We start from the raw sequence: 20,588 nt of genomic DNA, 5'->3' as shown, positions 1-20,588 counted from the left end.
TCAGAATTCCCGTATAGTCCTTCCCGACCCAAATTGTGTTGAAAAAAAACCGCACCGACATGGATACCGAGTACAAATTTTTTGCCGACCGTTTTCCGGACACGCCGGGCGTCTATCTTATGAAAGATGGGCGCGGCCGGATCCTCTATGTGGGCAAGGCCAAGAAGCTGCGCCGCAGGCTGGCCTCGTATTTTCGCAACCCGGCCGGGCAGACCCCCAAGACCCGCGCCCTGGTCGCCCGCATCCGGCACATCGACACCCTGCTCACGGCCACCGAGAAGGAGGCCCTGCTCCTGGAGTCCGGGCTGATCAAGAAGCACCGGCCGCGCTACAACGTGGTCCTCAAGGACGACAAGCAGTACGTCCTCTTCCGGCTGGACCGGCAGAACGAGTTTCCGCGCCTGGCCATGACCCGCAAGGTGGTCCGCGACGGGTCGGTCTATTTCGGCCCGTTCACCTCGGCCTCGGCTGCGCGCACGGTCTGGAAGCTGCTTGGCAAGGTGTTCCCCCTGCGCAAGTGCAAGGACACCGCCTTCCGCAACCGGGTACGCCCCTGCCTGTACCACGACATCGGCCAATGCTGGGCGCCGTGCGTCAAGGACGTGGACCGCGAGGAGTACGCCGAAATGGTCCACCGTGTGGAGATGCTCCTGTCCGGCCGCAGCCTGGAGCTGGTGGACGACCTGACCCGCAAGATGAAGGCGGCGTCCAGGGACATGGAATTCGAGCGGGCCGCCGAGTACCGCGACCAGATCCGGGCGGTGAAAAAGACCGTGGAAGGGCAGGCCGCCGTGATCCACGACAACCGCGACCGCGACATCGTGGGGATCGCCGAAAACGGCCAGGGGCTCGGCCTGGGGCTGCTCTTCGTGCGCCAGGGGCGGCTGCTCGACCAGAAGCAGTTCTTCTGGCCCGGGCTGACCCTGGAGGAGGGGCCCGAGGTGGTCGAGAGCTTCATCGGCCAGTTCTACGGGCCGGGCCGGTTCATCCCGTCCACCCTGGTCGTGCCCATGGAACTGGAGGAATCGCCGCTGCCCGAAATCCTGGCCGAGCGGAGCGGTCGCAGCGTGCACATCGTCGCGCCCCGCAATACCCAGGAAAAACAACTCATCGGCATCGCCCGCAACGTGGCCGCGCGGTCCATGGAAGTCCACGAAAGCATCACTTCCCGGCTGCAAAAGGTCCTGCGTTTGCCCGAGGAGCCGGTGCGCATCGAGTGCGTGGACGCCTCGCACCTGGGCGGCCGCGACATGCGCGTGGGCCAGGTGGTTTTCGAGGACGGACGGCGCAACCCCGAGGCCTCGCGGGTGTATTCCTTCCCCGATCTGGACGGTACGGGCGACGACTACGCGGCCCTGGCAGGATGGGCGCGGCGGCGCATGGAGTCCGGCCCGCCCTGGCCCGACCTGGTGCTCATCGACGGCGGCCGGGGTCAGATCGCGGCCGTGGAAAAGGGGCTGGCCGAATGCACCGAGGAGTGCGGCTGGGAGCTGGCCTCCATCGCCAAGGGCGAGACCCGGCGCGCGGGCGAACTGGGCGATGTGATCTTCCGGCCCGGCCGCAAGAACCCCATGCCGCTCAAGCCCGGCAGCCCGGAGCTGCTCTTCCTGCAGAAGATACGCGACGCGGCCCACCGCTTCGTCTTGGGCAGGCAGCGGCGGGCGCGCAAGAAGGCGGTGCTGAGCAGCGAGCTGACCTCCCTGCCCGGTATCGGCCCGAAGACGGCGCGCATCCTCTGGGACCGCTTCGAGTCCCTGGACGCCATGCTCGAGGCCGGACCCCAGGCCATCGGCGCGCTGTCCGGCATCGGGCCCAAGCGCGCGGACAAGATCCACGCCGCCCTGCAGGCCCTGAAGGCATCCCGGGAATCCTGATATCGCGGCTTGAAACCCGTCGGAAATGCCGTATGCTGGCCGAAACGGCTATCCGCCGCATCACCGCTTCATTCACCCTCATCCGGAGACGGCCATGCACGCGATACGCATCCCCGACATCACCCTGAACGACGGCCGGTCCATGCCCGCCCTGGGGCTCGGCACCTACAGGCTCAACGGCTCGGCCGGGGTCAAGGCCCTGGTGCGCGGCATCGAGGCCGGGTACCGCCTTCTGGATTCGGCCTTCAACTACGAGAACGAGGGCGCCCTGGGCCAGGCCGTGCGGCGGGCCTCGGTGGACCGCGAAGCGCTGTTCCTGGTCTCCAAGCTGCCGGGCCGCCACCAGCGCCGCGAGGAGGCCCTGCGCACCGTGGAGGAATCCCTGTACCGGGCCGGGCTCGACTACTGGGACCTGTATCTCATCCACTGGCCCAACCCGAAGCAGGGGCTGTACGTCGAGGCGTGGCGGGCTCTGCTCGAGGCCAGGGAGCGCGGGATGATCCGCTCGGTCGGCGTGTGCAACTTCCTGCCCGAGCACCTGGACACCCTGGTCCGGGAGACCGGCACGGCCCCGGCGGTCAACCAGGTGGAGCTGCACCCCTATTTTTCGCAGAAGGAGCAGGTCACCTTCGACCGCAGGCACGGCATCGTCACCCAGGCGTGGAGCCCGCTGGCCAAGACCATCAATATAATGAAGGAAAGGACGCTGCTGGAGATCGCCGAGGTCACGGGCAAGACCGTGTCGCAGGTCGTCCTGCGCTGGCATATCCAGTCCGGCACCGTGCCCCTGCCCAAATCCGCCTCGCCCGATCGTCAGGTGGAAAACATGAACGTGTTCAATTTCGAGCTGTGCGACGCGGACATGGCCGCCATCAACGCGCTGGCGCGCCCGGACGGCCGCCTCAAGGGGCAGGACCCGGCGGTCTACGAGGAGTTCTAGGCCGCTAGATGGCCAGGGGCTCGCCGATGGTCAGTTCGAGCATTTCGGTGTCCGGGGCCACCAGGGCCAGCTGTTCGGCCATGGACCGGGTGTTCTGGTCCAGGATGGACCAGGTTCCCCAGTGCTGGGGGATGAGCTTCTTGCACTTGAGCAGCTTGCAGGCGTAGGCCGCCTGTCTGGCGTCCATGGTGAACCGGCCGCCGATGGGCAGGATGGCCACGTCGATGGCGTGAAATTTCCCGATCAGCTCCATGTCCCCGAACAGGCCGGTGTCGCCCGAGTCGTAGACGCACAGGCCGCCCGGCTCGTTGATGACGAAGCCCGCGGGCATGCCGGTGGACGAGGAGTGCATGGCCTGGACCATCTGGATGTCCAGCCCCCGGCGGCTGACCGTGCCGCCGATGTTCATGCCCACGCCCAGGTGTTCGGGCAGCCCCTGTTTCATCAGGTTCTGGATGACGTCGAACATGGCCACCACCTCGGCATCGTGCTTGATCGCCATCTCCAGGGTCTGGCCGATGTGGTCGTGGTGGTCGTGGGTCACCAGGATGAGGTCGCACTCGTCCACGTCCTTGTAGGACCCGGGCGCCTTGGGGTTGCCCACGAAGAACGGGTCGATGAACAGGGTGGCGTCGGCGGCCTTGATTCTGAAATTCGCGTGGCCGAACCAGGTAATCTCCATGGCGTTTCTCCTACTCTCCCCACCGCCTGAACAGGGCATGGGGGATGTCCAGTTGGTCGAGGATCTTGCCGGCCACCTGGTCGGTCAGGTCCTCGATGGTTGCCGGGCGATGGTAGAAGCCCGGGCATGCCGGTAGAATGACTGCCCCGGCCCGGGTGGCCGTGAGCATGTTTTGCAGATGGATGGAGGAAAGCGGGGTCTCGCGCGGCACGAGGATCAGTTTGCCGCGTTCCTTGAGGGTCACGTCCGCGGCCCGGTGGATGAGGTTGTGTCCGAAGCCGGTGGCCACGGCGGACAGGGTGGCCATGGAGCAGGGACAGATGATCATGCCGTGGTGCCGCCAGGAGCCGCTGGCGGGCGGGGCGGAGATGTCGTCGGCGTCGTGGACCGTGGCGCCCCGGGTCAGGCCGTCGGGCGTCAGGTCGGTTTCCAGGGCCAGCACCTTTCTGGCGGCGTCGGAGATGATGACGTGCAGGTCCACGTCTTCGCGGTCGACGAGCCCCCGGATCAGGGATGCGGCGTACAGGCTGCCGCTCGCGCCGCTGACCGCCAGGATGATGCGTTTTGCTTCCATGTGTTCTCCCGCCCGGCTGATACCGAGCATATAGACTTTTTTTAGACTTTTTTGCAAGGGGAAACCGCCCGGCGCGGTTCCCGCCCGATCCTTGTTTCATTTTCGCGGTGGATAGTATAGCCTTGACAAAGGAGTAGGGGAAGTATAGCTACTTCCTTCCCGTGGGCTATTAGCTCAGTTGGATAGAGTGCTTGCCTCCGGAGCAAGAGGTCGCAGGTTCGAATCCTGCATAGCCCACCATAGAAAGCAATAAGGCCCCGAGCGAATCACTCGCGCGGGGCCTTATGCTTTTGCCGCTTTGGGCCGGTTTGTTCGGAATCGGTATAATACTGTGGATATAATAAGTACCTTGACAAGCGTATACGCCGTTTTCGGGGATTAAAGTCCTAGACATCTCCTCTTATTGGAATATACGTTTGTGCACTTGTGCAACTGAAATCTGCTTTTATGAGGTAATTATGCGAATTTTAAGGATGTTTGTTCTGTCTGTCGCCGTGCTGGCGTGCGCCGGATGCATGGCCGCCCAACAGCATCGGGATGCAGTGAGGGATGATACGGGGGACAAGTTGACGGTCGGGACCGTCCAGAAGGAAATCAAGGTCGGGATGTCCAGCGCCGACGTGGTCAGCGTGCTGGGCTCGCCCAACATGGTCACGACCGACGCCCAGCGCAGGGAAGTCTGGGTCTATGACAAGGTTTCCACCGAGCGCGTCTACTCCACGTCTTCGGGCGGCGTCGGCGTCCTCGGGCTGGTCTTCGGCGGTGTCGGCGGCGCGGCCGGCGGGGGCAACTACAGCGGCAACAGCGGGGCTTCGAGTTCGACCCAGCGGACGCTGACGATCATCATCAAATATGACGAGAACGGCCTTGTCCGGGACTTCGCCTATCGGCAGTCCAGTTTTTAAAGGATTCAGGCAGACATGTATAAGAAGATCATATTACTGCTGTTGATGCTCAGTCTGATGACGGGTTGCGTGGCCTCCACTCCGAAGGACGCCCTCACGCTTTCGCCGGAATCCCTGGCCAACCGGCAGCTACAGACCCGCCGCTACGACACGGGCAACGACAATGCCGTGCTGATAGCCGCCAACGCCGTGTTGCAGGATCTGGGTTTCAACCTGGATGAGACCGACCCTGAACTGGGCGTGGTCGTGGCCTCCAAGGAACGCGACGCCACCGACGGCGGACAGGTGTTCCTGTTGGCCCTGCTCGGGGCCCTGGGCAACAATCCCAATGCGGTGAACTCGGCCGATTCGACCCAGAAGGTCCGGGTCTCGCTGGTGGTCAGGCCCCTCGACAAGGAAGGGGAATCGGCCGCCACCGACCTTTCGCCGGAGCGGATCGAGGCGGTGAAGGTGCGGGTTCACGACGCGATCTACGAGGGGTTGCGCGACAACTTCCCCAAGGACGCCTGCGAGAACATCGCCAAGACCATCGCGGAAAATACCGCAGACACCCTGGCGAACGACCTGGACACACTGTTGTCCGTGAAGGACACCCCCGGCAGCACCGCTGTTCGGGTCACCTTCCAGCAGGTCGTCTACAACCGGTTGGGACAGATCAACGTGCAACGACAGATCGAGGACGAGCAAATCTACAAGGAGTTCTTCGAAAAACTGTCCAAATCCTTATTCCTTGAGAGCAACGCAATATGAAGAAATCAATAGTATCCCTTTTTGTCCTCCTGTTTCTCGTCGGCTGCCAGACGGCCCAAAGGAACATTCTGGACAGCGACGGCGAGTCCCAGGTCAAACTGCGGGCCATGCAGACCCGCTATTTCGACACCGACGACAAGAAAAAGACTATGCAGACGATCATCGCCACCTTGCAGGATCTGGGCTTCGTCATCGACAAGGCGTCCTTCGAGGTCGGTTCCGTCAGCGGCACCAAGCTGAACGGATACCGTGTCAGAATGACCGTGATCGCCATGCCCAGAGGCAACGAGCAGATGACGGTCAGGGCCAACGCCCAGTACAACATCGAGCCGATCAACGACCCCGCGATCTACCAGCAGTTTTTCGCTGCCCTGGAAAAGAGCATGTTCCTGACGGCCCACACGGACGAATAGCGAGCGGGCGCAAGCCCTCCACACGACAAAAAAAGGCCCCCGCGCAATCGCGGGGGCCTTTTTCTTTCGGGCTACGCGCCCTCGTCGTCCATCTCCGGGAGCCAGGGGATGAACTTGCGGTCCTCGTGCATGATGTGGTTGGTCAGCCAGCGGCTGAGGAAGATGAAGACCTGGGAGAGGTTGGCCTTGACGAGCATGTCGCGCCGAAACTCGTCCACCTTGTCCGTGAAGGTATGGTGCTGGCTCTCGTGGGGGGCGAGTCCGGGGTAGCCCCGGCTGCGCAGGACCGCCTCCTCGGCCTGGAAATGGACCACCGAATAGTCCCGCATCTTGTCGACGAGAGAGACCATGCTCGGCTCGTCATGGCGCTGGATGGCCTCGTAGGCCTCGTTGATCAGGTCGATGAGTTCCCTGTGCTGGTCGTCCAATTCGTCCATGCCCACGGACATGGCCTCGTCCCACTGAATGAGGGGCATCGCAATCCTCCGGACGCGTTTTTTTTATCTCGGGGGAAGACTAGCAGATACGGGGTAAATGACAAGACCGGGAATCTCGTCGCGGCAGAGTGTCGCTATTCCGGCCGGTTGGCGGCGGCGCGTGGAATATCGGGCGGCGGCGCACAGATTATAATACAAAAAAAGCCATCGCCGTGCTTACAGGCAATACTGAGATCATACCCGGTTCGGAGGACTGTACAATGCGTAAAATGTTAACGATGTCAAACAACTGCCAGGAATGCGTGTTCCACCACAAGAAGTGCATTCTTGGGCACCAACGCCCCTGGAACGCCGCGAGCTGCGACGACTATCAACCCTATTGCCTGGTGTGCGGCTATCCCGAGGAGTTCTGCAACACCTGCCGCAATCTCGCCTCGCGCTGGATGAAGCCCCTGGACGAGGAGCTGCAACCGGCCTACCGCCCCTTGTCGCCCGAGCGGTACGCCTGCGTCTGGCAACCTCCCACGGCGTCCAACTAGCCCTGCGGCTCCCGCACCAAGGTTCCCGCGCAGATCGATTCTCCACTTAACTTTTCCGCCTTTTCCGTCTAGATTGGCTCGCCACAAGTCAACAAACGGGAACCGCAATGGGATACAGGAATACGCGTGAATGCCTCGAGGCCCTCGAGGCCAGGGGAGACCTCGTCCGCATCGACAAGTGCGTGGACGCGAAGCTCGAGATGGGCGCCATCCAGCGCCGGGTCTTCCGGGCTAAGGGGCCGGCGCTGCTTTTTGGCAACGTCCGGGGCTGCCGCTTCCCCATGGCCGCCAACCTCTACGGCACGCGGGAGCGCATGCTCTTCATCTTCCGCGACACGCTGGAGACGGTCGAGCGGCTGATGAAGCTCAAGCTCGACCCCATGGAATGCCTGCGCCGTCCGTGGCAATACCTGGGCGCGCCCAGGACGGCCTGGCACACCCTGCCCAAAAAGGTCTCCAACGGACCGGTCATGGCCAACGAGACCGTTGTCTCCAGCCTGCCGGAACTCCAGTCCTGGCCCATGGACGGCGGCCCCTACGTGACCCTGCCCCAGGTCTACACCGAGGACCCGGCCGCGCCGGGTTTCGCCGGGTCCAACCTCGGCATGTACCGCGTCCAGCTGTCGGGCAACGACTATGTCCGCGACCGGGAAGTGGGGCTGCACTATCAGATCCACCGGGGCATCGGCCACCACCACGCCGAGGCCCTGCGCCGGGGCGAGCCGCTCAAGGTCAACATCGCGGTGGGCGGCGCGCCGTCCATGACTCTGGCCGCCATGATGCCCCTGCCCGAGGGGCTGGCCGAGATATTCTTCGCCGGGGCGTTGGGCGGGCATCGCATCCCCATGGTCATGCGGCCGAACGGGCTGCCCATTCCGGCTGAGGCGGACTTCTGTATCTGCGGCACCGTGACCCGGGGCGGGGAGAAGCCCGAGGGGCCGTTCGGCGACCACCTGGGCTATTACAGCTTGGCCCACGATTTTCCGGTGCTCAGGGTGGACAAGGTATACCACCGCGACGACGCCGTCTGGCCGTTCACCACGGTGGGCCGCCCGCCCCAGGAGGACACCCTGTTCGGCGAGTTCGTCCACGAGCTGACCGCCGAGCTGGTGCCGTCGGTTTTCGCGGGCGTGCACGAAGTCCACGCCGTGGACGCGGCCGGGGTGCACCCGTTGCTTCTGGCCGTGGGCAGCGAGCGCTACGTGCCCTACGCGGCCGAGCGCCAGCCCCAGGAGCTTCTGACCAACGCCATGGCGTTGCTGGGCAACACCCAGACCTCGCTGTCCAAGTACGTGCTCATCGCGGCCCGCGAGGATCTGGCCCACGGTGTGGGCTGCCACGACGTGCCCGCGTTCTTCCGCCACCTGCTGGAGCGGGCGGACCTGACCCGCGACCTGCATTTCATCACCCGGACCACCATCGACACCCTGGACTACTCGGGCATCAGCCTGAACCAGGGGTCCAAGCTCGTCCTGGCCGTGGCCGGGAGCCGCAAGCGCGAACTGGTCGCCGAGGTCCCGGCCGGGCTCGACCTGCCGCGCGGATTCCGCGATCCCATCGTCTTCGCGCCGGGCATCCTCATCATCAAGGGGCCCAAGCACCGCCGCAAGCGGGACCAGCAGGACCCGGCCCTGGAGCGGCTGGGCGAGAGCCTGGCCAAGGTTCCGGGCATCGAAGGGTTCCCCCTGATCGTGGTGGCCGACGACGCGGGGTTCACGGCCAAGGATTGGAACAACTTTTTGTGGGTGACCTTCACCCGGTCCGATCCGGCCACGGACATTTACGGTGCGGGCGCGTTCACCCACGCCAAGCACTGGGGCGCGGACAAGGCGCTGGTCGTGGACGCGAGGCTGAAGACCTACCACGCGCCGCCGCTCGAGGACGACCCCGAGGTGGAGAAGCTGGTGGACGAACTGGGCGCCAAGGGCGGCCCGCTGCACGGAATCATCTAATGGAGAACCGCATGGACGAAAAAGTCGCACAGGAACTGAAGCTCGCCTTTTCCCTGGACCTCTACGAAACCGTCAAGGCCGCCCGGAAGAACCGGAACGAACTCGTCTTTCGGCACACCATGGCCGAGGAGGGCGGGCAGATGGTCTTTGTGGGCATGTTCCCCAAGAAGGACCTCCTCGAAATGCCGAACATGACCGAGGAGTTCACGGCCCGGCTGCAGACCTTCAATCTGCTCGGGGTGGTCACGGACGGCAGGTCCGGCCTGGACATGTTCTACCTGGGCGGCATGAACAAGCCGTACACCATCCTGAACGACGGCCGGGAATTGTCCAAGACCCTGACCGACGAGCCGCTCTTCGCCTTCCTGGAAATGTACTTCAAGATCAAGGGCGCCATGATCGACTTCCGGGTCTTGACTTACAATGAGTTCGTCAAGGCCGTGGAGAGCGAGGTCTTCAAGAACACCTCGTTTTCACGCATGAGCGAGGCCCAGGAACTTTTGGCCACCCTGGAAAACTAGCCCGGCACAACGTGAAAAAAAGAAGCGGCCGCGCCCATTGGGGCGCGGCCGCTTTTTTCGTTGTCGACTTTTATTGTTCCTGCAGGGTCTTCTGGACGGCCACATCGAGCATGTGCTTGTGCAGCCGGGTGGAGATGGAGTCGCTGCGCTCGATGTTCTCGGTCAGTTCACGGAGCTTGTCCAAGGATTCGAGGCAGGCGGTGATGATCAGCTCCGAAGGGGCGATCTCCTTCTTGCGGATCATCTCGAAGACGTTTTCGAGCTTGTGGGCCAGGTCCTCGATGGTGGCCAGCTTGAGCAGGTTCGAACCGGCCTTGACCGAGTGGGCGTCGCGGAAGATGGAGTTGATGACCTCGGGGTCGCAGTCGCCGCAGTTTTCCAAATGCAGCAGACCCGACTCGATGGCATCGAGCCGGTCTGTCGTCTCTTCGATAAAGATTTCGAGGACAGGGTCGCCTCGCTGTATCAATCGGCACCACCTTCGATGAGTTCAAGCGCCACTTGCGGGATGGTGTGCAGGTCGGGTTTGGATATCTGCATGTCCGCGCCAACGGATTCGCCCTTGTGCCGCAGTTCGTTCGTGATGATGGAAGAGTACAGGATGACGGGGAGCTTCCGCAAGACGGGATCCTGCTTGATGTTCTTGGTCAGGCTGAACCCGTCCATGAGGGGCATCTCAATGTCGGAAATGACCAGGTCGACGAATTCGGTGATGTCCTTGCCCTCGGCCTCGGCCTTGGCCTTGAGGTCCATGACGGTGCGCAGGGCCTCGTCGCCGTTGTTGGTCATGATCGGCTTGAGGTTGGCCTCGGTCAGGTTGGCCTTGATCATGGCCCGGATGGTGGCCGAGTCGTCGGCCACCAGGACCTTGTACTCGTTTTCGGATATGGCCATCTCCACGCCGTCGTCCGGCTCGAACTGGGAGAGGATGGTCTCCAGGTCCAGGAGCTGGACGAAGTACTCGCCCTTGTCGATCAGGCCGACGATGGCGTCGGTGTTGGTGGAAATGATGCTCGACGGCGGAATGACCTCGCCCCAGCCCACGCGGTGGATCTCGGTCACGCCCGAGACCAGGAAGCCGGTCACGGATTTGCTGAACTCGGTGACGATGACGATGTCCCGCTCGGTCTTGGGCATGTCCAGCTCGAGCCAGACGGACAGGTCCAGCACCGGAAGAATGAGGTCGCGCAGGGGGATGGTCCCCATGAACGAGGGGTGGGGCGCCGATTCGGGCGGTTCGAGGTTGGGTGTCTCGATGACCTGCATGACCTTGGCCACGTTGATGCCGAAAAAGTTGGGAACGGGTTCCTTTCCTTCTTCGCGGATCTCGTTGATGTAGAACTCGAGTATTTCGAGTTCGTTGGTTCCCGTTTCCAGGAGGATTCCGGTATCGATGGCGCTCTTGCTCATATCCCTACTCCCTTATCGGATTTTCTTTCCTGGGTGCCCATACCCGGTTACATACGCTGACACGGTTTTTATGTCCACGCCATTAGATTGATAAGTAAGACATTTATAACGCGTCGGGATCAAGGCCGTTGCGCTTTCATGGGGTTGACGCGATGGCTTCGCGCATGCACAAGGGAGACACGTGGAAAAGTTACCCAAACGCAAGGGAGATGCATGATGGACGGGAATTTGCCGGTTGATCCGGCCAAGATTCGGAAAAAGCTCCTCAAAACCCTGGAAGAATCGGCGACGACTCTGGTTCCCTGGTTTTACGGCAACATGCCGGAATATTATTTCCAGACCCACGGCGAAGACGAGCAGATCAAGCATCTGATGGCGCTTGTCTCCGGCATGGTCCGCGAGGAGAAGCAGTCCATCGCCCTGCACAGTCCGTGCGGCTCCAGGGTGACGCACATCTCCCCGAGCGGGGACATGGACACCCTGGGCTGGGTGCTGAAGCAGTACCGCGACAAGGACATCCAGCACGCGCGCATCTATTCCAGCCGGGACGACTCCATCCGGCTGGACACCCTGGTCATCGGCCCGCAGCACCTGTGCAAGGCGGACAGCGTCGGCGTGCGGGAGGTCCTGGAGAGGGCCCGCGCCGGGGATATGGGCCTCGCCCCCGCCGATCTGAACGGGTTCGAGCGTTTCCTGGGCTGGGTCAGCGAGGACTACATGGAGAAGTTCGAGCCGGGCCGGGCCGTCCGCCATTTCAAGACCTGCGGCTGCGTGGAGAACGTGGAGCGGGTCCAGGTGCAGCTCGAAAAGGACGTCCATCCCGGTTTCGACCGCATCGGCGTCGCCATGGCCCAGCCGCCCAGGAAGGGGCTGCTGCACACGGTGGTCAACGTCATCGCCCGGCAGGGCGTCCCCGTTGACCGGGCCTATGCCGACGAGTTCGAGCGTCCCGGCCAGCCGTCCATCTCGATCATGAGCTTCTATCTCGACCGGAAGCGCGTGGATTTGGATGAAAACGGTCCGCAGTGGGCGCGGCTCAAGCGCCAGCTCGAGATGTGCAAGTGGTTCGCGCCTCACGGCCTGGACGCCTTGGCCTACGAGGACGGCTGGGAGCTGGGCCAGGTCATGCTCATGCAGGCCGCGGGCGAGTTCGCCCACCAGTTCCTGATCCGCAAGGACCTGCATGCCTACACCTCCTCGCGCATCGTCTACGCCATCCTCAAGCACCGGGACGTGGCCGGGCTGCTCATGGACTACTTCGACGTGCGCTTCAACCCGGCTTTTACGGGCGACCGCGTCCGGGACATGCGCGAACGGCGCGACCGCGTCCGCGCGGCCATCCGGGACGTGGACAACCTCATCCACCGCGACATCCTGACCTATATCTACAAGTTCTTCCGTTACACCCTGCGGACCAACTACTACCTGGAACACAAGCTGGGGCTGAGTTTTCGGCTTGATCCGCTCATCCTGGCCCCGCTGCCGCGCAGTGAGAGGCCGTTCGGTCTGTATTGCTTCCACGGGCCGTACAGCTGGGCCTTCCAGGTGCGCTACCGCGACATGGCGCGCGGCGGCGTGCGCGTGGTCCGGACCTGGAGCCAGGAACAGTTCGAGATGGAGTCCAACCGGCTGCTCGACGAGGTCACCAAGCTGGCCCGCGCCCAGCAGTTCAAGAACAAGGACATCCCGGAAGGCGGTTCCAAGGCGGTCATTCTGCTGCTCGGCCCGGAAGGGGACATCGACCTGGCCGTCAAGTCCATGGTCGACTCCTTCCTGGACCTGCTGGTCATGCCGCAGGGGAGCGAGGGATTTGTCCAGCCCGGTATTGTGGACTATCTCAACCGCGAGGAGATCATCTTCCTGGGCCCGGACGAGAACATCACCTCGGCGCACATCCAGTGGATGGCGGACCGGGCCGCCCGGCGCGGCTACAAGTGGCCCAGCGCCTTCATGAGCTCCAAGCCCGGCGCGGGTATCGCTCACAAGCAATACGGCGTGACCTCCGAGGGGGTCATCGTCTTTGCCGAGGAACTGCTGCAGACGCTGGGCATCGACCCCCGCAATGAGCCCTTCACGGTCAAGATCACCGGCGGACCGGCCGGGGACGTGGCCTCCAACGTCATGCGCATCCTCATGCGGGAGTACGGCGACAACGCGAAGATACTGGCCATGTCCGACGGCCACGGCGCGGTCTTCGACCCCGAGGGCATGGACCACGGCGAACTGCTCCGGCTCATGGACAACAACCTGCGGACTTCGGACTTCGACGCGTCCAGGCTCAGGGGGGAGGGCGCGTTCGCGGTCTCCACGGCAGACCCGAAGGGCACGCGCATCCGCAACTCCCTGCACAACACCGTGGTGGCGGACATCTTCATCCCCTCCGGCGGCAGGCCGGACACGGTGAACATGTCCAATTGGAAGGAGTTCCTGCAAAAGGACGGCACGCCCTCGGCCCGGGGAATCGTCGAGGGGGCGAACATCTTCATCTCCACCGACGCGCCCGCGCCCAGCTCGAAAAGGCCGGGGTCCCGGTGGTGCCCGGCCCGTCGGCCAACAAGACCGGCGTGATCTGCTCGTCCTATGAAATCCTGGCCGGTCTCATCCTCAGCGAGGAGGAGTTCCTGGGCATCAAGGACGAGTATATCGTCCAGCTCCTGGACATCCTCCGGCTGCGGGCCCGGTCCGAGGCGCGCCTGCTCATGCGCGAGTACAAGCTGGCCGGGGGGGCGGCGGACCATCACCGAGCTGTCCTACGCCCTGTCCGAGTCCATCAACGCGCTGGCCGACAAGGTGGACGGTGTGCTCACGGAGTCCGTGGAACGGGTGGCCGACGTCCCGGCGCTGGTCGAGGTCCTGCTGGCCTACTGCCCGGCCGTGCTGGTAGAGCACTACCGCGACCGGATCGTGAACGACCTGCCTCGACCCCACCAACTGGCCCTGCTGGCCTCGTACATCTCGGCCAGGATGCTCTACCAGGAGGGGTTGGGCTGGGCCGACCGGCTGGTCTCCCTGCGCGACGTGCGCGAGGTGGTCTTCGGCTACCTCGAGCAGGAGAAGGTCGTGGCCGGGCTCATGGCCGAGGTGCGCGGCGCGGGGCTGGTCCACGCCGAACTCATCGACCGCATTCTGGATTTCTCGGGGCGCAAGCTGCTGACCCTGGACCGACTCGGGCTGGGCTAGCCGGGTTCCCGCCGAAACGACGCCCGGCATCCCGTGTACAGGATGCCGGGCTTGACAAACAGGGGGTATGACCGTACCATCATAACAAATGAGTGATTATTCATGTGAGGGAAGAAATGTCGAACATCGCTTGTAGTGATACCGAGCAGCACGCGCAAAACGTGGCTGCCGCTCGGGAGTCCATGCTCTCCGAACGGGAATTCCTGTTCCTGGCCGAACTGTTCAAGGCGCTTGGGGACTATACCCGCGTGCGCATTCTGTTCGCCCTGTCCATAGGCGAACTCTGCGTCTGCGCCCTGGCCGAGGTCCTGGACATGTCCCAGTCGGCCATCTCCCACCAGCTGAGGCTGCTGCGCGCCGCCAAGCTGGTGCGCTACCGCAAGGAGGGCAAGAACGTCTTTTACTCTCTGGACGACGACCATGTGCGCAACCTGGTCTCCCAGGGACTGGACCACATCAAGGAAGAGGCGTAGCCCGCTTCCTCCTTTTTTTTGCCCAGTATTATGAACAAGTATTCATATATGAATAAAACGTCTTTGTAGGTTGTTGTTGCATGATTGATCTCATCGTCAATGTCCTGATCGAGTCCTGGAACGTGCTGGTGGAGGCCGCACCGTACGTGCTCTTCGGTTTTTTCGTGGCCGGTCTGCTCAAGGGATTCGTGCCCGATTCGTTCATGGCCCGGCATCTGGGCGGCAGGTCGTTGGGCGCGGTGCTCAAGGCCGCCGTCATCGGTGTGCCCTTGCCTTTGTGCTCCTGCGGCGTGCTGCCCGCCGCCCTGGGGCTGCGCAGGCAGGGGGCCAGCAAGGGCGCGACCACGGCCTTCATGATCTCCACCCCCGAGACCGGGGTGGACTCCATGGCCGTGACCTACGCCCTCATCGATCCGATCATGACCGTCATCCGGCCCGTGGCCGCGTCCATCACGGCGGTCTTCGCCGGGGTACTCATCAACGCCTTCCCGGACGACAAGGCCGAGCCGCTGCCCCTGGCCGGACTGGCCGAGAGTACGGCGGGCTGCACTGGCTGCGGTTGCGGCGGCTCCTGCGCGGTGTCCCCGCGGCCCACTTTCAAGGGCCGCTTCTCGGCGGGCATGCGTTACGCCTTCGGCGAGATGATCGAGGACATCGGCCGCTGGCTGCTGGTCGGCGTGCTCATCGCCGGGATCATCTCGGCGGCCATTCCGGCGGACGTCCTGGACCGCTGGGTGGGCACCGGCCTGTTCTCCTACGTGGCCATGCTGGTGGTGGCCCTGCCGCTGTACGTCTGCGCCACGGCCTCCACGCCCATCGCGGCCTCGCTTTTGCTCAAGGGGCTTTCGCCCGGCGCGGCCCTGGTCTTCCTCCTGGCCGGACCGGCCACCAACGGGGCGACCATCACGGTCATGCTCAAGACCCTGGGCAAGCGGGCCGCCGGACTCTACGTGGCCTCCATCGTGGTCTGCTCCCTGGGCCTGGCCTGGGCCACGGACCTCCTCTACACGGCGCTCGGCCTGGACGTCCGCGCGACCATCTCGGAAGTCGGCGAGCTGTTGCCCCACTGGGTGGGCGTGGCCGCCGCCGTGCTGACGCTCATGCTGGTGGCCAAGAGCTTCCTGGGCGGATTGATCACCGGCGGTTCGCGCTCCCACGGCGGCTGAGGCTAACGCCGGGACCGGTCGGTCCCCTCTATCCGTGTGTGGCGGGGCGGTCTCGCCCCGTTCTTTTTTTGCCAATATCGTCAGCGGGTAAGTACTTCCCATCGCGCATTGTGTATGTTAAGGCCTAATGGCTTTCAACAAAACCTGTTGTTCCGGGAGGATGCATGCGCAGAATAGCGATATGGGCGGGATTGGCCGTGCTGCTGGCCCTGTTTGGCTGCAATGGTGCGACGGTTGCCGAAGACGGCGGCCGCAACGACGGATTCCCGATGGTCACGCTGCCTGACGACATGAGCCGGATGGAGAGCGATACGGCCAAAGGCAAGGCCGTGCCCACCGGTCCGGTCTGTTTTCTACTGCCCCCCAACGCGAGTATCCGCACGCAAGGTGAACTCTACGTGGCCGCCTCCGGCAAGGTCCCCGAGGCCCTCTGCTGGCTGCTTCGGGAACGGCTGATCGTCTCCCGGGGGCACTGGGAACTGCTTGACGGGAAGCAGGTGCTGGTGAACGGGAAGTACTATCACGAAGGCTTTGCCCTCGTGCGTTTCGACAAGGACCAGAAGAGGGCGGAGTCGCTTCGCAACGTCCTGGCCGAGCACGGGTATGAGACGCCCAAGGCCGGGTATGTCTTTTATTCCGTGGCCAGAAATGTTTCCAGCAAGCTGCGGTTCCAGGTCATCTACGGCTTCGATCTGGCCACGCTTCCAAACGATGTTGTCAATGATCCGAATTTATTGGAAGATTATTTGCGAAAGCGTTTCGCTGACGACATCCATTTATCCTGATTTGTCCATTCTTCTGGAACAGGACGGCAGGGGGTGCCTGCCGTCTTTTCTTTCCGGTTTCGCCGTGCTAAGTGATCGCCAGCAAATTCAAGGGGAATCGGAATGAAGAAAATCCTGCTCGCCCTGGCCGTGATCCTGGCCCTGGCCACCACGGCCCGCGCCGAGAACATCAAGATCCGTTTCGGCATCCTGCCGGTCATCGACACCCTGCCGCTGCAGGTGGCCGACTGGGAAGGGCTGTTCGCCGAGCAGGGCCTGGACGTGAGCCTGGTCCGGTTCATGTCCGCGCTGGAGCGCGACACGGCCATGCAGACCGGCCAGATCGACGGCTATTTCGGCGATCTGGTGGCCACCTACCTGCTTCTGGACCGGGGCGTGCCCATGCACATCGCCTTGACCTCCTGGCGGACCACGCCGTGTTACCCCATGTTCGGCATCGCGCTCTCGCCCGGTAATCGCGACCGGGATCTGGCCGGGATGCAGGGCCGTTCCCTGGCCCTGTCCAAGTCCACGGTCATGGAGTTCCTGGCCGACAAGCTGGAAGGTCATCTCGGGGTGAAACCCAACTATTTCGAGCGGCTGGAGGTCAAGAAAATGCCCATCCGGCTGCAGATGCTCCTGACCGATCAGGTGGATTCGGCGCTGCTGCCCGAGCCGCTGCTCTCCCTGGCCCGGCTCAAGGGAGGCAACGTCCTGGCCACGGCCGAGGACCTGAATCTGCCGCTGACCGTGCTCTGCCTGCACAAGCGCTATTTCGAGAACAACGGCGCGGCCTACGGCAAGTTCCTGGCCGCCTACGGCGAGGCGGTCAGGCGGCTGGCCGAGGACCCGGAGAAGTACCGTCCGCTCATGGCCGAGACATGCCGCATCCCCAAGCCGCTCATCGCAAAGTTCCCGGTCTATCCCTTCCCCGCGCCCGCGCTGCCCGCCAAGGCGGAGCTGGACGAGGTCCAGGACTGGATGATCGTCAAGGGGCTGCTCAAAGAACGGGTGCCCGACGCCTCGGCTCTGCCGCCCGCGCGTGACTAGCCCATGCTGACCGCCGAGAACCTGGGCAAGTCCTATGACGGCAGGACCGTCATCCGGGACGTCACCTTCACCCTGAAGCAGGGGGAGACCCTGGCCGTGGTCGGCCCGTCCGGCTGCGGCAAGACGACGCTGCTCTACCTGCTGAGCGGCCTGGCCGCGCCCGACACCGGGCGGGCCCTGCTCGACGGCAAGCCCATCACCGGCCCGACCTCGGACATCTCCATCATCCTCCAGGACTACGGGCTGCTGCCCTGGCGCTCGATCATCGACAATGTGGCGCTCGGCCTCAAGATCCAGGGCGTGGGCCGCCGCGAACGGCTCGAGCGGGCGCGCGCCCAGCTGGCCGAGGTCGGCATCACCGGGCGCGACAACGACTATCCGGCCAACCTCTCGGGCGGGGAGCAGCAGCGTGTGGCCATCGCCCGCGCCTTTGTCACCCGGCCACGGCTGACCCTGCTGGACGAACCCTTTTCCTCCCTGGACGCCCTGACCCGCGAGCGGCTGCAACTGGCCCTGCTCACGGCCTGGCAGGTGCGCCAGGTGCCGTACGTGCTGGTCACGCACTCCCTGGAGGAGGCGGTCATGCTCGGGCAAACGATCATGGTCATGTCCGCGCGCCCGGCCCGGCCTGTGGCCGTGTTCGACAACCCCGGCTTCGGCGACGCGCGCATCCGCGACACCGAGGCGTGCTTCGCGCTCTTGAAGGAGTTGCGCCACACCGTGGAGGCCCAGTGGTAAAGCCGGTGAACGCCATCCTGCGCTACGGCCTGGTCATCCTGGCCGTGGGCGTGCTCTGGAAGCTGACCGCCGTGGCCCTGGGCGGGGTCATCCTGCCCGATCCGGAAGACGCCCTGGCGGCCCTGGCCCAGGCCATGACCACGCAAATCTTCTGGGAGCACTTCGGGGTCAGCCTGTACCGCTCGGTGACCGCCATGGGGCTGGCCTGGATCACGGCCTTTCCGCTGGGGCTGGTCATGGGCAGCGTCAAGCGGGTGGACGACATCCTGGCCCCGTTCGTCTTTCTGACCTATCCGGTGCCCAAGATCGTGCTTTTGCCCGTGTTCCTGCTCCTGCTCGGGCTGGGGGACACTTCCAAGATTGCCATGATCGCGCTCATCCTCGGCTACCAGATCCTGGTCACCACCCGCGACGGGGTGCGCTCCATCCATCCCAAGTATTTCGATTCGGTCCGCTCCCTGGGCGGCTCGAACATGGACGTATTGCGCGAGGTCCTGCTCCCGGCGGCCCTGCCCCACGGGTTCACGGCCCTGCGCCTGGGCACTGGCGTGTCCGTGGCCGTTCTTTTTTTCGTTGAATCCTTTGCCACCACCAGGGGGCTGGGATATATGATCATGGACGCCTGGGGAGCCATGGACTACCTGACCATGTTCTCCGGCATCCTCGGCATGTCCATCATGGGCGCGGCCCTGTACGAGGTCGCCAACGTTCTGGAACGCAAGGCATGCAAGTGGATGTTCTTGCGCGCCAAGGATTAATTTCGGAGGAAACCGTTCTGCCCGTCACCAAGCTTGAATTCGACGACGGCCATATGGCCAGCCAGCTTTTCGGCCCCCACGGCCAGCATCTGAAACTCCTGGGCGAACGCATCGGCGTGCGCATCGAGAGCAGGGGCAACACCCTGAGTATCCACTCTTCGGAAGGGGAGGAGGAGAAGGGCGATCTGGCCGCCCAGGTCCTGACCCAGCTCTACGCCATGATCCGGCGCGGTAAGGCCGTGTATCCGCAGGACGTGGACTTCGCCTGCCGCATCCTTGAGCGCCAGCCCTCGGCCGACGTGTGCGAGGTCTTCAAGGGCGACGTCTACGCCACCTCGGGCAAGCGCACCGTGTCGCCCAAGTCCCTGAACCAGCGGGAATATCTCGACGCCATCCGCGAATCCGACATGACCTTCGGCATCGGTCCGGCGGGCACGGGCAAGACCTACCTGGCCGTGGCCATGGCCGTGGGCGCGCTGACCCGCCGCGAGGTCAAGCGCATCGTCCTGACCCGTCCGGCCGTGGAGGCGGGCGAGAAGCTCGGCTTTTTGCCCGGCGATCTGGCCGAAAAGATCAACCCGTACCTGCGGCCGCTCTACGACGCCCTGCACGACATGCTCGATTTCGCCAAGGTTCAGGACTACCAGGAATCCGGGGTCATCGAGGTGGCCCCGCTGGCCTTCATGCGCGGGCGCACCCTGAACGACGCCTTCATCATCCTGGACGAGGCCCAGAACACCACGCCCGAGCAGATGAAGATGTTCCTGACCCGGCTCGGCTTCGGCTCCAAGGCCGTGGTCACCGGCGACGTCACCCAGATCGACCTGCCGGTCCACGCCAAGTCCGGACTGCTCCAGGCCCGGCAGATTCTCGACGGGGTCAAAGGTGTGAAGTTCATCACCTTCGACGAGAAGGACGTCATCCGCCATCCGTTGGTCGGACGCATCGTCCGGGCCTACGACGCCCACGAGGGCAACGGCAAATGAGCATGAGCGGCCCGGTGGAGATCATCAGGGAGACCCGGATCGACCCGGGGTTTCCGCTGTCGCGGTCCGAGCTGCGGGAGCTGGCCGCGATCCTGCTTGACGCTCTTGGGCTCGACGGCCGCACCTTCGAGCTCAAGCTGGTGGACGACCGCGAGATCGCCCGGCTCAACAGCGAATTTCTGGGCTGCACCGGCCCGACCAACATCCTCAGTTTCCCGGCCCACGACGCAGGCGAAGCGGTCGGCGAGATCGGCGATCCCGGAGACCGGGCCTTTCTCGGCGAGCTGGCCCTGTCCGTGGACGCCCTGGCGCGGGAGACCGACCTGTACGGCCAGCTGCCCCTGGAGCACCTGGCCCGGCTGCTGGCCCACGGCTTGCTGCACCTGGCCGGATTCGGCCACGGCGAGGTCATGTTCGACATGACCGACGCGGCCGTGGATCGGGTCCTGGACGAGTACGCGGAGGCGGCGGGGTAG

Annotated in this window: 23 protein-coding genes and 1 tRNA gene; 19 read left to right on the top strand and 5 right to left on the bottom strand. The window is 63.9% G+C overall.

The window, feature by feature from the left end; translation table 11 throughout:
• Nucleotides 1-59 precede the first annotated feature (59 nt).
• Nucleotides 60-1,874, top strand: coding sequence for an excinuclease ABC subunit UvrC (gene uvrC / locus ACR42D_RS12095; RefSeq protein ID WP_484568464.1), 1,815 nt, complete (start codon nucleotides 60-62; stop codon nucleotides 1,872-1,874).
• Nucleotides 1,875-1,968: 94 nt separating this feature from the next.
• On the top strand, nucleotides 1,969-2,814 hold the full coding sequence (locus ACR42D_RS12090; RefSeq protein WP_484567052.1) for an aldo/keto reductase: 846 nt from the start codon (nucleotides 1,969-1,971) through the stop codon (nucleotides 2,812-2,814).
• 4 nt (nucleotides 2,815-2,818) lie between these two features.
• On the opposite strand, the gene ACR42D_RS12085 is transcribed toward ACR42D_RS12090, so the two are convergent.
• Together ACR42D_RS12085 and ACR42D_RS12080 are read right to left on the bottom strand one after the other, a co-directional pair.
• On the bottom strand, nucleotides 2,819-3,496 hold the full coding sequence (locus tag ACR42D_RS12085) for a metal-dependent hydrolase (protein ID WP_484567051.1): 678 nt from the start codon (nucleotides 3,494-3,496) through the stop codon (nucleotides 2,819-2,821).
• A gap of 10 nt (nucleotides 3,497-3,506) precedes the next feature.
• Nucleotides 3,507-4,070 (bottom strand): UbiX family flavin prenyltransferase, encoded by a 564-nt coding sequence (locus ACR42D_RS12080; protein WP_484567050.1) that lies wholly within the window; start codon nucleotides 4,068-4,070, stop codon nucleotides 3,507-3,509.
• Nucleotides 4,071-4,233: 163 nt separating this feature from the next.
• On the opposite strand from ACR42D_RS12080, the gene ACR42D_RS12075 reads away from it, so the two are divergent.
• The 4 genes from ACR42D_RS12075 to ACR42D_RS12060 all read left to right on the top strand — a co-directional run bounded on the left by ACR42D_RS12075 (nucleotide 4,234) and on the right by ACR42D_RS12060 (nucleotide 6,138).
• A tRNA-Arg gene (locus ACR42D_RS12075) sits at nucleotides 4,234-4,310 on the top strand.
• A 326-nt stretch (nucleotides 4,311-4,636) separates the two neighbouring features.
• The gene (locus ACR42D_RS12070; protein WP_484567049.1) at nucleotides 4,637-4,975 is read left to right on the top strand and encodes a hypothetical protein; all 339 of its coding nucleotides are present in this window, start codon (nucleotides 4,637-4,639) and stop codon (nucleotides 4,973-4,975) included.
• A gap of 15 nt (nucleotides 4,976-4,990) precedes the next feature.
• Nucleotides 4,991-5,725, top strand: a complete 735-nt coding sequence (locus ACR42D_RS12065) for a hypothetical protein (RefSeq protein ID WP_484567048.1) — start codon at nucleotides 4,991-4,993, stop codon at nucleotides 5,723-5,725.
• Nucleotides 5,722-6,138, top strand: a complete 417-nt coding sequence (locus ACR42D_RS12060) for a hypothetical protein (protein ID WP_484567047.1) — start codon at nucleotides 5,722-5,724, stop codon at nucleotides 6,136-6,138. The genes ACR42D_RS12065 and ACR42D_RS12060 overlap by 4 nt, the downstream gene beginning before the upstream one ends.
• A 71-nt stretch (nucleotides 6,139-6,209) precedes the next feature.
• Here ACR42D_RS12060 and ACR42D_RS12055 read toward each other — a convergent pair whose 3' ends face one another.
• On the bottom strand, nucleotides 6,210-6,614 hold the full coding sequence (locus ACR42D_RS12055; RefSeq protein WP_484567046.1) for a bacteriohemerythrin: 405 nt from the start codon (nucleotides 6,612-6,614) through the stop codon (nucleotides 6,210-6,212).
• 221 nt (nucleotides 6,615-6,835) lie between these two features.
• Between ACR42D_RS12055 and ACR42D_RS12050 the strand changes: the two genes are divergently transcribed.
• From ACR42D_RS12050 to ACR42D_RS12040, 3 genes are all read left to right on the top strand, one after another.
• Nucleotides 6,836-7,114, top strand: a complete 279-nt coding sequence (locus ACR42D_RS12050; RefSeq protein ID WP_484567045.1) for a hypothetical protein — start codon at nucleotides 6,836-6,838, stop codon at nucleotides 7,112-7,114.
• A gap of 107 nt (nucleotides 7,115-7,221) precedes the next feature.
• Nucleotides 7,222-9,066, top strand: coding sequence for a UbiD family decarboxylase (locus ACR42D_RS12045; RefSeq protein WP_484567044.1), 1,845 nt, complete (start codon nucleotides 7,222-7,224; stop codon nucleotides 9,064-9,066).
• A gap of 11 nt (nucleotides 9,067-9,077) precedes the next feature.
• On the top strand, nucleotides 9,078-9,587 hold the full coding sequence (locus ACR42D_RS12040; protein WP_484567043.1) for a hypothetical protein: 510 nt from the start codon (nucleotides 9,078-9,080) through the stop codon (nucleotides 9,585-9,587).
• A gap of 70 nt (nucleotides 9,588-9,657) precedes the next feature.
• Here ACR42D_RS12040 and ACR42D_RS12035 read toward each other — a convergent pair whose 3' ends face one another.
• The gene (locus ACR42D_RS12035) at nucleotides 9,658-10,056 is read right to left on the bottom strand and encodes an Hpt domain-containing protein (RefSeq protein WP_484567042.1); all 399 of its coding nucleotides are present in this window, start codon (nucleotides 10,054-10,056) and stop codon (nucleotides 9,658-9,660) included.
• Nucleotides 10,053-10,997, bottom strand: a complete 945-nt coding sequence (locus ACR42D_RS12030; RefSeq protein ID WP_484567041.1) for a chemotaxis protein — start codon at nucleotides 10,995-10,997, stop codon at nucleotides 10,053-10,055. Before ACR42D_RS12030 ends, ACR42D_RS12035 begins: the two co-directional genes overlap by 4 nt.
• Before the next feature lie 216 nt (nucleotides 10,998-11,213).
• Between ACR42D_RS12030 and ACR42D_RS12025 the strand changes: the two genes are divergently transcribed.
• From ACR42D_RS12025 to ybeY, 10 genes are all read left to right on the top strand, one after another.
• Nucleotides 11,214-13,565 carry an NAD-glutamate dehydrogenase domain-containing protein gene (locus ACR42D_RS12025; protein ID WP_484567040.1) on the top strand — a complete coding sequence of 784 codons (2,352 nt, stop codon included), beginning with the start codon at nucleotides 11,214-11,216 and terminating at the stop codon, nucleotides 13,563-13,565.
• A 12-nt stretch (nucleotides 13,566-13,577) separates the two neighbouring features.
• A complete protein-coding gene (locus ACR42D_RS12020; RefSeq protein WP_484567039.1) occupies nucleotides 13,578-14,177 on the top strand; it encodes a hypothetical protein in 600 nt (199 codons plus the stop codon).
• Between the two features lie 116 nt (nucleotides 14,178-14,293).
• The gene (locus ACR42D_RS12015; protein ID WP_484567038.1) at nucleotides 14,294-14,650 is read left to right on the top strand and encodes an ArsR/SmtB family transcription factor; all 357 of its coding nucleotides are present in this window, start codon (nucleotides 14,294-14,296) and stop codon (nucleotides 14,648-14,650) included.
• Nucleotides 14,651-14,733: 83 nt separating this feature from the next.
• Nucleotides 14,734-15,816 carry an SO_0444 family Cu/Zn efflux transporter gene (locus tag ACR42D_RS12010; protein ID WP_484568463.1) on the top strand — a complete coding sequence of 361 codons (1,083 nt, stop codon included), beginning with the start codon at nucleotides 14,734-14,736 and terminating at the stop codon, nucleotides 15,814-15,816.
• A gap of 164 nt (nucleotides 15,817-15,980) precedes the next feature.
• On the top strand, nucleotides 15,981-16,601 hold the full coding sequence (locus ACR42D_RS12005) for a hypothetical protein (RefSeq protein WP_484567037.1): 621 nt from the start codon (nucleotides 15,981-15,983) through the stop codon (nucleotides 16,599-16,601).
• A gap of 102 nt (nucleotides 16,602-16,703) precedes the next feature.
• Nucleotides 16,704-17,630: an ABC transporter substrate-binding protein gene (locus tag ACR42D_RS12000; RefSeq protein ID WP_484567036.1), complete on the top strand. Its 927-nt coding sequence runs from the start codon at nucleotides 16,704-16,706 to the stop codon at nucleotides 17,628-17,630.
• A 3-nt stretch (nucleotides 17,631-17,633) separates the two neighbouring features.
• On the top strand, nucleotides 17,634-18,368 hold the full coding sequence (locus ACR42D_RS11995) for an ABC transporter ATP-binding protein (RefSeq protein ID WP_484567035.1): 735 nt from the start codon (nucleotides 17,634-17,636) through the stop codon (nucleotides 18,366-18,368).
• Entirely contained in the window at nucleotides 18,362-19,126 is a 765-nt protein-coding gene (locus ACR42D_RS11990) for an ABC transporter permease (RefSeq protein ID WP_484567034.1), read from the top strand. The genes ACR42D_RS11995 and ACR42D_RS11990 overlap by 7 nt, the downstream gene beginning before the upstream one ends.
• Nucleotides 19,093-20,112, top strand: a complete 1,020-nt coding sequence (locus tag ACR42D_RS11985) for a PhoH family protein (RefSeq protein WP_484567033.1) — start codon at nucleotides 19,093-19,095, stop codon at nucleotides 20,110-20,112. The genes ACR42D_RS11990 and ACR42D_RS11985 overlap by 34 nt, the downstream gene beginning before the upstream one ends.
• A complete protein-coding gene (gene ybeY / locus ACR42D_RS11980) occupies nucleotides 20,109-20,588 on the top strand; it encodes an rRNA maturation RNase YbeY (protein WP_484567032.1) in 480 nt (159 codons plus the stop codon). Before ACR42D_RS11985 ends, ybeY begins: the two co-directional genes overlap by 4 nt.

Source organism: Pseudodesulfovibrio sp. lm2024, assembly GCF_051175575.1.
Taxonomy (GTDB): Bacteria; Desulfobacterota; Desulfovibrionia; order Desulfovibrionales; family Desulfovibrionaceae; genus Pseudodesulfovibrio; species Pseudodesulfovibrio caledoniensis.
This window is presented reverse-complemented; position numbering and strand designations above follow the sequence as displayed.